Source organism: Gemmatimonadetes bacterium SCN 70-22, from assembly GCA_001724275.1.
Taxonomy (GTDB): Bacteria; Gemmatimonadota; Gemmatimonadetes; order Gemmatimonadales; family Gemmatimonadaceae; genus SCN-70-22.
In genome coordinates, this window is sequence record MEDZ01000010.1 from 1 (window position 1) to 13,300 (window position 13,300).

At 70.8% G+C, this 13,300-nt stretch carries 8 protein-coding genes and 1 pseudogene; 7 read left to right on the plus strand and 2 right to left on the minus strand.

Going from position 1 to position 13,300, the window contains the following annotated elements; genetic code table 11:
- From ABS52_07060 to ABS52_07080, 5 genes and pseudogenes are all read left to right on the plus strand, one after another.
- A pseudogene (locus ABS52_07060) lies at positions 1-1,311 on the plus strand (hypothetical protein).
- Complete coding sequence (locus tag ABS52_07065) at positions 1,308-3,092, plus strand: exodeoxyribonuclease V subunit alpha (GenBank protein ODT03845.1); 1,785 nt, start codon at positions 1,308-1,310, stop codon at positions 3,090-3,092. Before ABS52_07060 ends, ABS52_07065 begins: the two are co-directional and overlap by 4 nt.
- Positions 3,085-5,316 (plus strand): hypothetical protein, encoded by a 2,232-nt coding sequence (locus ABS52_07070; protein ID ODT03846.1) that lies wholly within the window; start codon positions 3,085-3,087, stop codon positions 5,314-5,316. The genes ABS52_07065 and ABS52_07070 overlap by 8 nt, the downstream gene beginning before the upstream one ends.
- A gap of 100 nt (positions 5,317-5,416) precedes the next feature.
- On the plus strand, positions 5,417-5,797 hold the full coding sequence (locus tag ABS52_07075; protein ODT03847.1) for a hypothetical protein: 381 nt from the start codon (positions 5,417-5,419) through the stop codon (positions 5,795-5,797).
- Between the two features lie 162 nt (positions 5,798-5,959).
- Complete coding sequence (locus ABS52_07080; GenBank protein ID ODT03848.1) at positions 5,960-6,451, plus strand: hypothetical protein; 492 nt, start codon at positions 5,960-5,962, stop codon at positions 6,449-6,451.
- 501 nt (positions 6,452-6,952) lie between these two features.
- Here the strand turns inward: ABS52_07080 and ABS52_07085 are convergent.
- Positions 6,953-8,824 (minus strand): hypothetical protein, encoded by a 1,872-nt coding sequence (locus tag ABS52_07085; protein ID ODT03849.1) that lies wholly within the window; start codon positions 8,822-8,824, stop codon positions 6,953-6,955.
- Between the two features lie 517 nt (positions 8,825-9,341).
- On the opposite strand from ABS52_07085, the gene ABS52_07090 reads away from it, so the two are divergent.
- A complete protein-coding gene (locus tag ABS52_07090) occupies positions 9,342-9,920 on the plus strand; it encodes a hypothetical protein (protein ODT03850.1) in 579 nt (192 codons plus the stop codon).
- A 22-nt stretch (positions 9,921-9,942) separates the two neighbouring features.
- Positions 9,943-12,582, plus strand: a complete 2,640-nt coding sequence (locus tag ABS52_07095) for a hypothetical protein (protein ID ODT03851.1) — start codon at positions 9,943-9,945, stop codon at positions 12,580-12,582.
- A 110-nt stretch (positions 12,583-12,692) separates the two neighbouring features.
- On the opposite strand, the gene ABS52_07100 is transcribed toward ABS52_07095, so the two are convergent.
- Positions 12,693-13,259: a hypothetical protein gene (locus ABS52_07100; protein ODT03852.1), complete on the minus strand. Its 567-nt coding sequence runs from the start codon at positions 13,257-13,259 to the stop codon at positions 12,693-12,695.
- Between the last annotated feature and the right edge of the window lie 41 nt (positions 13,260-13,300).

The following is a 13,300-nucleotide window of genomic DNA, read 5'->3' on the forward strand; positions in this document are numbered from 1 at the left end:
CCCACGCTGTGGGGGGCAAGCCGGGAGCAGAAGGGGCCGTTGGGCGTGGACTACGCGCTCGCCCGCGAGGACGGCGGGGCCGTGCTCGACCTGGGGACCCCGCAGCGCGCGGAGCGCCGGCAGGCGCAAGACCGGGAGGACGACGCCGAGGAGCTGCGCCTGGCGTATGTGGCGCTCACGCGCGCGGTGCATCGGTGCTACGTGGTGTGGGGGGTGATCGGCACCGGCGAGTCGTCGTCGGTGCACTCGCCGCTCGGGCACCTCATGCGCACGGACAGCGGCAAGGTGGAGCGCGAGGCGTTGCGTGCCCTGGTGGCCGCGGCTGGCGGGACGATGGGGGTGCGCGACGTGGAGCGGGGGGCGCCGTGGGGCGAGGCGCCGCGCGCCGGGGAGGTGGCTGTCGTCGCCGAGCCCCAGGCGTTGCAGCTGGGGCCGCGCCAGCTCGACACCTGGCGCCTCACCTCGTTCACCGGCCTCGTCGCCGACGTTCACAGCGAGGAGAGCCGCGACGTCGCGGACCCGCTCCTCGTCCCGGCGCTCCCGGGGGAACGTCCTGTGGCCACCGGGTTCCGCGCCTTTCCCGCCGGACGGCAGGGGGGGATCGCGCTGCACGACGTCTTCGAGTCGCTCGACTTCAGGCGCGCGGGGGAGCCGCGCACGCACGAGATGGTGCAGCGCACCCTCGCGCGGCACGGGCTGTTCGCGGACACGCCCGAGGGCGCGCAGCGGGTGGACGACGTGATGCAGATGCTGCAGGTGGTCTCCACGGCGCCCGTCCCCGGCGCTACCTTCGCCCTCGCCGATGTCCCGGTGCGCGACTCGCTGCGGGAGTGGCGCTTCGACCTCTCGATACGGTCGGCATCGGTGCGTCGCATTGCCGACACGCTGGCCCGGCATGGCTCGGCGCACGCGCGCGAGTACGCGCCGCTGCTGCGCACGCTGCGCGATTCCAGCGTGGGGGGATACCTGAGCGGCGTGGTGGACATCGCCTTCGAGCACCAGGGGCGATGGTGGCTGATGGACTGGAAGTCGAACGACCTGGGGGAAGGCGACCAGGCCTATCACCCTGCGGCCCTCTCCAAGGCGATGATGCAGGCTCACTACACACTGCAGTACCACTTGTACCTGCTGGCGCTGCACCGGCACTTGCAGCTGCGGCACCCAGGCTACGACCCGGCGCGGGACTGGGGCGGGGTGGCGTATGTCTTCCTGCGGGGGGTGGATGGGGTGAGCGAGTGCGGGTGGTTCCGCGACGCGCCCACGCCGGAGCTGCTGGAGGCGCTGGATGCGGCGCTGGGGAGGCGCGCATGAGCGCGCCGGCGTTGACGACGACGGGGGGCGAGGCGGCGCGTCCGTTCGGGGTGCGCGACCTCCTCGCCGCGATGCACGCGGCGCGCCTCTGCGAGCCGATCGACGTGCAACTGGCGGAGCTCTGCGTGCGGCGCAGCGACGAGGCGGCCGACTGGGCGATGGCGGCGGCGGTGGCCACGGCGATCGCCAGCCGCGTGCGGCGCGAGGGGCACAGCGCGATCACGCTCCCCCAGCTGGCCCGCCAGGCGCACTCGGCGATGGCGGCGGTGGCGGCGGTGCTGGCCGCGGCCGATGGAGCGCCGGTCGCGGGGGCGCAGGCCGACGCGCTCCCCGACGGCGACGCCGACTGGTGGCGCGAGGTGCTCGGGCGTTCCTCGCTGATGGGGGAGGGGAAGGGGCTCACGCCGCTGGTGCTCGACGGCGACGTGCTCCAGTTCCGTCGCTACTTCGACGCCGAGGCGCGCATCGCGACGCGGGTGCAGCAGCTGGTGGGCGCCGACGCTGCCGCTGGCGGGAAGGCGTTTTCGATCATCACCGGCGGCCCCGGCACGGGAAAGACCACACGGGTCGCCGAGCGGCTGGTGCTGCTGCGCGAGTCGCAGCCGGGAGTGCGCGTGGCACTGGCGACGCCCACGGGAAAGGCGGCGGCGCGCCTCACCGAGTCGATCCGCCAGCGGCTCGACGCCCTGGCGCGGGAGACGGGACGGCGGGCCGAGTTCCCCGGCGAGGCGCGAACGCTGCATCGCCTGCTGGGCTACTCGCCGCAAACCGACACCTTCCGCCGCAACGCGAGCGATCCGCTCGACGACGACCTGGTGATCGTCGACGAGGCGAGCATGGTGGACGTCCTCCTGCTCGACGCGCTCCTCAAGGCGCTCAAGCCCGGTGCCGCACTGACCCTCGTCGGCGACCACAACCAGCTGGCGAGCGTGGACGCGGGAGACGTGCTGGGGGCGCTCTGTCGCACGGCGAACGCCCTCCCCGAAGGGGCGCCGCTGCGCGAGAGCGTCGAGTGGCTCACCGAGAGCTGGCGCTTCAAGGCGCACCCGGGGATCGGGAGGCTCGCCGAGGCCATCCTGCGTGGCGACGGCGACGAGGTGCTGCGGGTGTGTGGCGATGGCGAGACGAGCGAGGTGCAGCAACGCCCGCCGGCGCCCAGCACGGATGCGCTGCTGGAGCCGCTCCTGCCGAGCCTGGAGCGCTGCCTGGCGGCGCAGTCTCCCGCGGAGCTGCTCGACGCGCTCGACGCCTTCCGCATCCTGGCCCCTGAGCGGGAGGGGCGGATGGGGGTGAACGGGATCAACGCGGCCGTGGAGCGGTGGCTGGCGCGGCGCGGGCACGCCGTGCATGAGCACTGGTATCATGCACGCCCCATCTTGGTGACGGCCAACGACTACGTGACGGGCGTCTTCAACGGCGATGTCGGCGTGGTGTGGCGCGAGGGGGGAGGGGGGAGGGCGCTCGCATACTTCCGCGCCAACGACGGGACGATCCGCGCCATCGCGCCGGTGCGCCTCCCGGCGGTGGAGACCGCGTGGGCGATGACCGTGCACAAGTCGCAGGGGTCGGAGTTCGACGACGTGATGGTGGTGGTCCCCGACTACGACAGCCGGGTGATGAGTCGCGAGCTGCTGTACACGGCGGCCACGCGGGCCCGGCGCGGGGTGACGCTGGTGGGGAGCCCGACGGCGATTCGCGCGGCGCTGGCGCGCGTGACAGGGCGGACGAGCGGACTCGAGGCGCGGCTGAAGGAGGCCATGGGGAGGGGCGACGATGCCTGACGAGCGCGAATACGAGGTGGGAGCGCTCCCGCCGACGGCGCGGGGGAATGCCAAGCTGCAACGCTGGGTCGACCTGGTGGCGGCGCTCCTGACGCGCAGCGTGCCGGCGACCTTCGCCGAACTGGCGCACGACGTCCCCGAGTACGCCCTCAAGCTGGCGGAGGCGGAGCGGGAGCCGGACGAGGCGAAGCGCCGCACGAAGGTCGAGTCGCTCAAGCGTGCGTTCGAGCGCGACAAGGACGAGCTGAAGGAGTTCGGCATCCCGATCACCACGCACGAGGACGAGGATGGGAACGCGAGCGGGAAGTACCGGCTGAAGCGGGCCGACTTCTACCTCCCGTACCTCTGCTTCGCCGTCCCCGGGGGCGAGATCTCGCGCCCGGCGACCGTGGATGCGTGGGGGTACCATGCGCTGGCATCGCTCACCTTCGATGCCGACGAGCTGCAGGCGGTGGTCGATGCCGCCGCGGGGGTGCGGGGGCTGGGCGAACCGCTCCTGGCGGCGCACGTCGAGAGCGCGATGCGCAAGCTCGCGGTCGACCTCCCGATCGACGCCGCGCTCCCCTCGCCCGACACGCCGCGCGTGCTGCGCTCGCGCGAACGTCCCGATGCCGCCACCTTCGAGTCGTTAGGCGAGGCGTTGCGGCGGCGGAAGGTGGTGACTTTCGCCTATCACGCGATGAGCACCGACCGCGACGAGGGGCGCACGGTGGAGCCCTACGGGCTCTTCTTCCTCACCGGGCACTGGTACCTGGCGGGGCGCGACCGCGCGCGCGGCGAGCTGCGCAACTTCCGGCTCAACCGGATGGGGATGGTGGCCGTCAATGCGAAGCAGCCGCAGACCCCCGACTACGAGGTCCCGGCGACCTTTCGCCTGCGCGAGCACGCCCGCTCGCGTCACGCCTGGGAGCTGGGGAGCGGCGACGCGAACGAGGCGGTCGTGGACTTCACCGGGACGTCGGGGCCGACCGTGGCGGCAATGAAGCTGGGGCGCGCGGTGGACGGGGCGCCGACGCAGCGCGCCTTCGACGTGCGGCGTCCCGACGCCTTCGTGCGGTGGGTGATGTCGTTCGCCGGCGAGGCGCGTCCGGTATCGCCGGGGGAGGTGGTGGCGCGGTATCGCGCGGAGGTGCAGGCGACGGCGCGGCTGTACGAGGGAGCGAGCGCGGGGGAGAATGTTGGAGCGAACGCGGGGGCGCCGGAGTCGGGCGCGTCACCCGGTGAGGCCCCATCGGGCGCCCGACAGGACGCCGCCTCGCGCCCCTGGGAGCCCAAGGGGGCCGCGGCTCAGCTTCGGCGCATCCTCCAGCTCGTCCCCCAGATCGCGAACGGCGACGAAGTCCCCCTGCAGGACGTCGCCCACCGCATCGGGACCACCCTCGAGGTCCTCCAGCACGACCTCTACTCGCTCGTCACCCGCTACGACACCCCGCCAGGCTTCGTCGACGGGGTACAGCTCTTCGTCGAGGCCGACCGCGTGTCGGCGGTGACCAACAACCTCCTGCGCCCCATGCGGCTCACGGTCGCCGAGCTGTGCGCGCTGGAGCTGGGGCTGGCGCTCCTGCGGACGCATCGCCCGCCGGACGAGCACCAGGTGCTCGATCGCGCGCGCGACCGGCTGCGCGCCGTGATCGCCCGCCTGCCTAACGACCCCATCCCCGACGGGCTCCACGGGGCATCGCTCGGCGAGGTCGGGAACACCGCGCTCCTGGCCACGGTCCGCGAGGCGCTGCGCGAGCGGCGCAAGCTGCGCATCACCTATCGCAAGTCGGGGAGTGCGGAGCCGGGGGATCGTGTCATCTGTCCGTACGTCCTCGTGTCGCGGCACGGGATGCTGTACATCGTGGCCCACTGTGATCGGGAGGCGGGGATGCGGATCTTCCGGATGGACCGGCTGGAGTCGGCCGAGCGCACCGGCGAGGGCTTCGAACGCGTCGAGGGATTCGACATCGAGGAGATCTTCCAGGATGGTCGCCCGTTCCAGCACGACGGGGCGGCGACGATGCGCGTGCGTTACTCGCCGCGCATCGCCCGCTGGATCGCCGAGCGTGAGGGGCGTGCGCTTGCACCTGACGGATCGCTGGTCATGGACCATCCCCTTGCCGACTGGGAATGGGGGATGCGCCATGTCCTGCAATACGCCGCCGAGGCCGAGGTGCTGGCGCCGGCGGAGATGCGGGAACGGCTAAGGGTGCGGCTGGAGGAGATGGCGCGCCAGAGGTAAACGGGGGAGGGCGAGCAGTAACGGGGTGTCAGAGCCCCTTCGTACTGTCTCCGGGTGTCTTGGACACCTTCACCTGGAGGCCACTTCGATGGCACGTCGATTGTTCCTGCTGGCCGCATTGCTCCTGACGACCGCTTGCGTCCGGACCAACGCCACCCTGCTCAACCCCTCGCCGGTCGCCCGCCCCAAGGTTGCTCCGTCCGCCGTCCGCATCTACCGCACCGCCGATCAGGTCGGACGTCCCTTCGAGGAGATCGCCCTCCTCAATTCCACCGGCGAATCGAACTTGACGGACGAGAACGACCTGTTCGAATCGATGCGCAAGAAGGCCGGGGAACTCGGCGCCAATGGGGTGATCCTGGATGCCGTGAACGAAGCGAGCGCCGGGGCAAAGGTTGCGGCCGCGATCTTCGGGACGGGCACGCAGCGGAAGGGGCGGGCGATCGCGATCTATGTGCTTCCCGATTCGGGCAAGCGATAGGCACATCGCGACGTTAGGATGTCAGACCCCCTCCGCAGACTGTGGATGCCAGGTCGCGATTCTCGCGACACGTCAGGCGCTCACACCTCATCAAGGGTCTGGGAGGGGAACATGGTACGAACGACCATCAGGACACTTGCCGCCATCGGTCTCGCATCGCTGGTGTTCACGAGCACGGCAGGGGCCCAGCACGCGCAGACGCGCCAAGGCTTCTGGTTCAATGTCGGTCTCGGTGCCGGCAGCCTTGGCTGCGATGACTGCGGCTCGCGCACGAACGGACTCTCCGGCCAGCTCTCCTTGGGAGGGACGATCACTCCTCGGCTCCTCCTCGGCGCCGGGACCAACGGCTGGACCAAGAATGAGGATGGGGTCACGCTGACGATGGGGAGCCTCGCCGCGCTGGTTCGATTCTACCCGTCCACCACGGGCGGATTCTATCTCACCGGTGGGTTGGGGATCGCGACCATCGACCTTGGCGTCGATGGATACGGATCTGCGTCGGACACGGGCGTGAGCGCCCTCCTCGGAATCGGCTATGACATTCGCGTTGGCCAGAACGTGAGTCTCACTCCCTTCTGGAATGGCATCGGCGGGAGCTTCGACGGGTATGGAGCCAACTTCGGACAGATCGGCCTCGGGCTGACGATTCACTAGGTGCCGTCCGCCACCAGCGCTCGTTGCGTTAGGCGCCCCTTCGCGCCCAGCGCGCCCGGGAGGCCTCCTCCCGGGCAGGTCGCGGAAGACCGACAGGGGGACCGGATGTCCCCTTGACCAACCTGGGAAAGTCGGCGAAGCATCACGATGCGTGGCGATTTCCCGACGTGACGGGCCACGCGGCGCGGCAGCTTCGTTGTCGTGGTCAGCCGTCTGTCTTGCGTGCCATTCGGCCTGCGACCAACCGTCGCGGGCCGTTCTCGTTATTCGGCGCACTGTTCACGCGCCTCCCATTTCCCCGCTCTGCCGCTGCACCCGGCCGCCTCCGTCTCGGCGGCCAGCACGAAGAGGACGGCGAGAGCACCGGCTCGTTGACCCGTCCGCCAGACCGTCGCCCTGCCGCTGCCGGCCCGCGCCGGCGCGTCGCGCTCACGCGTCGTGAACGCGCTCTCTTCGACGCCGTCGGGCCCCCGGGCCGCGACGATCCCGCCGCGCGACCCGTCAGGGAATCGTCACCGTCCCCGTCGCCTGTGCCGACTTGTAGACCGCCCCGTCGACGGCCTTCACCGCGCAGTAGCCGGTGAGGATGCAGAAGGTCTCGTCGGCCGACCCGGGGTCGCCCTCGCCTCCGGTCACCGTCCAACGCACCGCGGCTCCGCGCCGCAGGTTCCAGAACGCGGTGAAGCCGGTGGCGGCCGAGAGGTCGGGGAGGGCGACGTCGTAGGCATTCCCGGCACCCAGCCAGCCGCGGGTGGCGGTGATCATCATGGCTCGCGGATCGGCGATGGACTCACGCAGGTACATCGACGCGCGGTTCGCGTAGTCGCTGGAAAGTGTCCCGGTGGCGCGAACGAGCCAGGGGGCGGTCGTCGTACCGGCAGCGACGTTCGGCGCCGACAGCGCCGGTCCGAAGTCGAGCGAGCGACTGGTCACGGTGGCGCCGTAGGCGATCACCGCGCGCCTGGCACTCACGTTGTTGGTGGTGGCGACGAACTGGTGCAGGTCACCGGCGAGGAGCTTGTTGGCGGGGACGCCGTACCACGCGCGGCTGGTGGCGGTGTATGTCCCCGCCGCGTGGAACAGGGCATTCAATCCGTCGGCGGTCAGGAAGTTCGAGATGCTGTAGAACGTCTCGCCATTGGTGTTCCCCATCGTGATGACGCCCGTCACCGGCGCCACCCCCTCCGTCGTGAAGTCCATCGGGGCAAGGGTTCCGCCGCTGGTCGGGTCGAGCCCGCGGCGCAGGAGGAGCCGCTGGGGCACGATGGGGACGCTCCCGCCATTGCTGAACGACGACCGCGTCATGAAGAGGTCGAATGGCCCGGGCTGGAGGTTCTGGACGGTGACGGTGGTGGATGCCCCGCCCGTGCTCCCGGCGAATCCGATCGCCTTGCGGCTGGCGGAGACGACAACGGCGTCGAATGACTGGTATCCGGTCAGGCTCCCGGTGGCCCGGCGGGTGGTGGCGTCAGGGTGAAGGGTACACTCCCTCGACGCCCGGTCGGCGATCTCGGCGGCGGTCATGTAGTACACCTCCCACCGGAACCCCTGGATGAGCGGCGACGTGCTGGTCTTCTCGCCGAGGTTGACCATCGCCACCGCGCCGGTGGGCTGGCTGAGGGAGAAGCGGAACGCGGTCGGCGTGGTGGCCGTCGCGGCTGCCGGCCCGTCGGGAATGACGTGCTGCCACGCCCCGTTTCCGTCGCGCACCGCGAAGTACCTCGGCACGCGGCTGGCACTGCAGAACGTCCAGGCGATGGCGCCAGTACTCGGCGCCGAAACGCGCAACCGCACCTGCGCCTGCTGCTCGGCGAAGCCGGGAGCAGTGGCCCGCACGGTGGCCGCGTACACCCCGGGCACCGTGCCGTCAGCCGCGAGGGCGAACAGGTTGGTGGCCGCATCGCCGGCTCCGACAGTGGCAGGGGTGGCGACGATGGCCGAGCCCACGGAGCCGAGGAGCGGCGTGACGGCGACGTTCACCGCCCCGGTGAAGCCATTCGTCCTCGTGATGTTCACGACGCCATACCCGCTCCACCCCTTCCCGGCGGGGAGGTCAAACTCCACCGGATCGACGGAAATGGTGAAACCGATCGGGAGAGCGGCGGTCGCGGTGACGGTGAGCGACACGCTTCCCGTCTGGGTGGCGATGCCGGTCCCGCTGGCCGAGATCGTGAGGGTGGCATTTCCCGCCGACGCGTTCGCCGAGGCGGTGATGGTGAGGACCGCGCTCGATGTCGCCGGGTCGAGGGTGGCCGGGGCGAAGGAGGCCGTCACCCCACCGGGGAGCCCACTCGCTGAGAGGGCGACCGTCCCGCTGAAGCTCCCGCCGCGCACGATGGTAACGGTGATGCTGGTGCTCCCGGCGATGCTCACGGTGGCAGCCGTGGTCGGGATGGAGAGGGTCAGCGTCCCGCCCTGCCCCCCGGGTTGTGTGGGCGTCCCGCCGCCGCCCTCTCCACCGCCGCATGCGCCCAGGCACGCCGCAGCAAGCGCAACCACCAACGGCACGAGCCCGCGCCACGCGACCGACGGGCGTTCGTGCAACGCAGGGCGGGTGGATTCGCACGCCGTCCCACGAGGGTGAGCGCATTCGTGCCCGGTTGCCGGAAGCTGCGATGCGCGGTGCGGGAAAACCAAGGGTGTCTGGACGAAGGCTGGTGGATGCATCGCTCGAGACTCGAGGCGCCGGAGTGCCGTCGGGAGAGGGGACAGGGTCGGAGGGTCTGGTGCGCTCCTCGCCTTGCGCAGAACGAGGGCGCGGACGGTCACGCTCCGTCGCTGCCACTGGCGCCGCGCCGCGCCGGGCACGACTTTCGCTACAGCGAACCCCAGCATCGGCGATGCCGGACTCGTCAACATCCTCCAATCCCTGGCGTTCGGGGGCGCTTCAATGCCGCGAGCGGTGCCTGATCCCTGGTCGTCGCCCGACCCCATCGATGCCGCAATGTCGCAGAGCGACCGTCGTGCCCTCGACGCCGTCTTCAGCGACGCCTATCAGGAACTGCGACGCCTGGCGTCGTCGGTACGGGCCAGCGATCCCAACGCGACGCTGACCCCCACCACACTGGTCAACGAGGCCTGGCTCAAGCTCGCTCGCACCCCGCACGTGGCGAGGACGACTCGCCTTCACTTCAAGCGCATCGCGGCGCGGGCCATGCGGCAGGTCCTCGTCGAGGCCGCGCGGCGCCGGCAGGCGGAGAAGCGCGGAGGTGGAGCGGCATTCGTGACCTTCGACGAATCGCTGGGAGAGGAGGAGACCGCGGTCGATGATCTCCTCGCCCTCGACGAGGCGCTGGGCGAGCTCGCGCGCCTGAGCCCCCGGCAGGGAATGCTGGTCGAGGCCCGGTTCTTCGGCGGGCTGGACTTGCGCGAGACGGCCGAGCTCCTGAGTGTCTCGGAGGCGACCATCGTGCGCGACTGGCGCGCCGCGCGCGCCTGGCTGGCGACGGAGCTGCGCCGATCCCGTTAGGCAGGGGTCGCAAGGAGGCACGATGGATCGTGCGCGTTGGGAACGCGTCCAGGAGCTCTTCCACCAGGCGGTCGACCTGCCGGTACCGGACCGGGAGGCCTTTCTCGCCAAGGCATGCGGTGGCGACGCCTCGCTGCGCGCGGAGGTGGCGTCGCTGCTGCATGGCGACGCGGACGACGCGTCGCTCCTCGATGGCGACGTGGGGCGCGTCGCGGTCGCCCTCTTCCCACCCGCTCGCTCCGCACCGGTTCCGCCGCATGCCTTCGGACCCTATCGACTGGTGCGGCTGCTGGGAGAGGGCGGGATGGGCGTCGTCTACCTGGCGAATCGCGCAGACCTGGGCAGCGAGGCGGCGGTCAAGGTGCTCCGTGATGCGTGGCTGTCGCCGGCCCGCCGCCAGCGCTTCGTCGCCGAGCAGCGGACCCTGGCGCAGCTGAATCACCCCGCCATCGCCCGGCTCTACGATGCGGGAACGCTCGCCGACGGGACGCCATGGATCGCGATGGAGCGGGTGGACGGTGCCCCCCTCAACGAGTATTGCCGCCGGCAGCGCTGTACGCTGCGCCAGCGGCTGCAACTCGTCCGCGCCACGAGCGAGGCGGTCCTCCATGCCCACCAGCATCTCGTGATCCATCGCGACCTCAAGCCGTCGAACGTCTTCGTGCGCGGCGATGGGACGGTGAAGCTCCTCGACTTCGGGATCGCCAAGCAGCTGGCGGACGACGGCGATGACGACGTGACGCGCACGGTGGCCCCCCCGATGACGCCGGCCTACGCGGCACCCGAGCAGGTGACCGGGGAGCGTGTCGGCGTCCACAGCGACGTGTATTCACTGGGCGTGATGCTGTACGAGTTGCTGGCGGGAGTACTCCCATTCGACCTCGCGCAACGGACGCCGGCCAGCGCCGAGGCGGTCATCGTTGCCGGAAACCCCGTGCGCCCCTCGCAGCGCGAGGCGCCAGGCCGCGTGGCGGCGACGCGGGCGGAATGGGACGAGCTGGACGTGCTGTGCTTGACGGCGATGCACCACGATCCCGCCCGTCGCTACCGGTCGGTGGAAGCGCTCCTGCGCGACATCGACCACTTCCTCGCCGGTGAGCCGCTGGAGGCGCGTGGCGACTCACTCGGCTACCGCACCGCGAAGTTCCTGCGACGCAACGCCCGCACGGTCGCCGCGACCAGCGCCGCAGCCGTCGCGCTGGTGGCCCTGGTCGGCTTCTACACGTTGCGCCTGGCGCAGGCGCGTGACGCCGCGCTCGTCGAGTCGGTACGAGCCCAGCGGATCCAGCGCTTCATGTCGACGCTCTTCCAGGGAGGCGACGAGGCCGCCGGACCCGCCGAGTCGTTGCGCGTGGTCACGCTGCTCGACCAGGGCGTGGCGGCGGCACGCGCCCTCGACCTGGAGCCCCGAGTGCAGGCCGACCTTTACCAGACGCTCGGCGGGATCTACCGGCAGTTGGGGAAGCTCGGGCGCGCCGACTCGCTCCTGTCCACCGGACTGGCGCAATGGCGGCGCGTGGCCGGGGAAGCGAGCGCGGAGGCGGGGCGGGCGATGGTGGCGCTGGGCGATCTCAGGACCGCGCAGGCGCGCTACGACGAGGGAGAGCAGCTGCTGCGCGCGGGGATCGCAACACTGGCGCGCTCGCGCAATTCCGGCGCTCCGGACCTGGTCGAGGCCCACACGGCACTGGGTAGGGCACTGGTCGAGCGTGGAGAACACACCCGCGCCATCGCTGCGCTCGACTCCGTGGTGGCGCGGTTGCGCGATCGTCCCGATGGGCGGCGGGAGCTGCACGAGGCCCTTGGCGAGCTGGCGAATGCCCACTTCTATGCGGGAGACTACGATGTCGCCGATTCGCTCAATCGCCGGGTGCTGGCGATGACACGCGCCCTCTACGGCGAACGCCACCCGCGCGTGGCCGAGGACCTCATGAATCTCGGGGCGACCCAGCAGGAACGCGGCCACTACAAGGAGGCGGAGCAGTACTTCCGCGAGGCGCTGGCCATCAGCAGCGCGTTCTATGGCGAAGACCACTACCGGACGGCGGGCAACCTGACGTACCTGGGACGATCGCTTCTCTTCCAGAACCGCTACGCCGACGCACGCCAGCCGTTCGAACGGGCCCTCGCCATCCGTGAACGGGTCTTTGGCGCGTGGCACCCGAACGTGGCCAACACGCTGAACGAACTGGGGAGCCTGGCCATGCGCGAGGAACGCTACGAAGTCGCGGCCAGGGCTTTCACGCGGGTCCGCGCCATCTACCAGCGTGCCTATCCGGGGCGCAACTACCGCACGGGGGTGGCGACGGGGAACCTTGCCGACACGTATCTCTACCGGAAGGACTACCGTCGGGCCGAGGCGCTCTACCGCGAGGCGCTGGACATCTACATCGCTTCGCAGGGACCGGCGCACCTGAACACCGGCATCGGCTACATCAAGCTGGGGCGCTGCCTGCTCCGCAGCGGGCGGTTTGCCGCGGCGGTCTCGGAGTCCGAGCGCGGCTTCGCGATCGTGGCGAAGATCGCGAGTCCGGACGTGAGCTACTTGCAGGCGGCACGCCTGGACCTGTCGCTGGCGCTTGATTCGTTAGGCAGGGGCGAGGAGGCCGCACGCTACCGAGCCGAGCGAGAGCGGTATCTCCCCAGGCCCGCGGCGAAGTGAAGACGCCAGGGCGAACGATCCGCGCCTGGCGCCTCACCCTCACCCGGTGTCCCCCCCACCGGGCGCTCCCCCCTCCCCGCCCAGGCCCCTCCCGCCCACTTCCCTCCCGCCTACTTCCCTCCCGCCAAGCCGAAGGTCACGCCCAGGTTGAGCGTCGACGCCCCGGCGCCAGCATCGGCGTACAGCGCTAGGCGCGGCTTGTAGAAGTAGCGAATCCCAGCCCGCCCAATGAAGTAGATCCCGCTCGAGTAGTCGCCGGCCCAGTCGGTGCTCACGCTGCTGTTGCCGAGCCCGAGCCCAAGGAACGGATCGATCTTCGGATTCCCCGCCACGTTGAAGTGGTAGTTGGCCGTCACGCCGATGTTGATGTAACGGAAGTCGTAGTCGACACCGACATAGCGGTTGTTGTAGTTCCAGAAATCGACGCTGGCCTGAATTCCCAGCACGCCGTTGCCCAGGTCGGGGAGCTGTTTCACGGCGCGTTCGAAGCGCCCGCCGATGGCCATGCCCGCCTCACCGATCCCCCCGAGCCCGATGGTCGGACCCACGTCGGTGTAGCCGCTGGTGAAGTGACGAGGCGAGGCGCCAGCCCCCGCCCCCGCCCCCTGTGCCCCGAGCGAGGAGGTCAGGACGGCGGCGGCCAGGGCGATGATGGGGACGGCGGCGCGAGGGGACATCACAAGGGAATGCATGGGGCCTCCTGGTGGGGTGTGGTGGG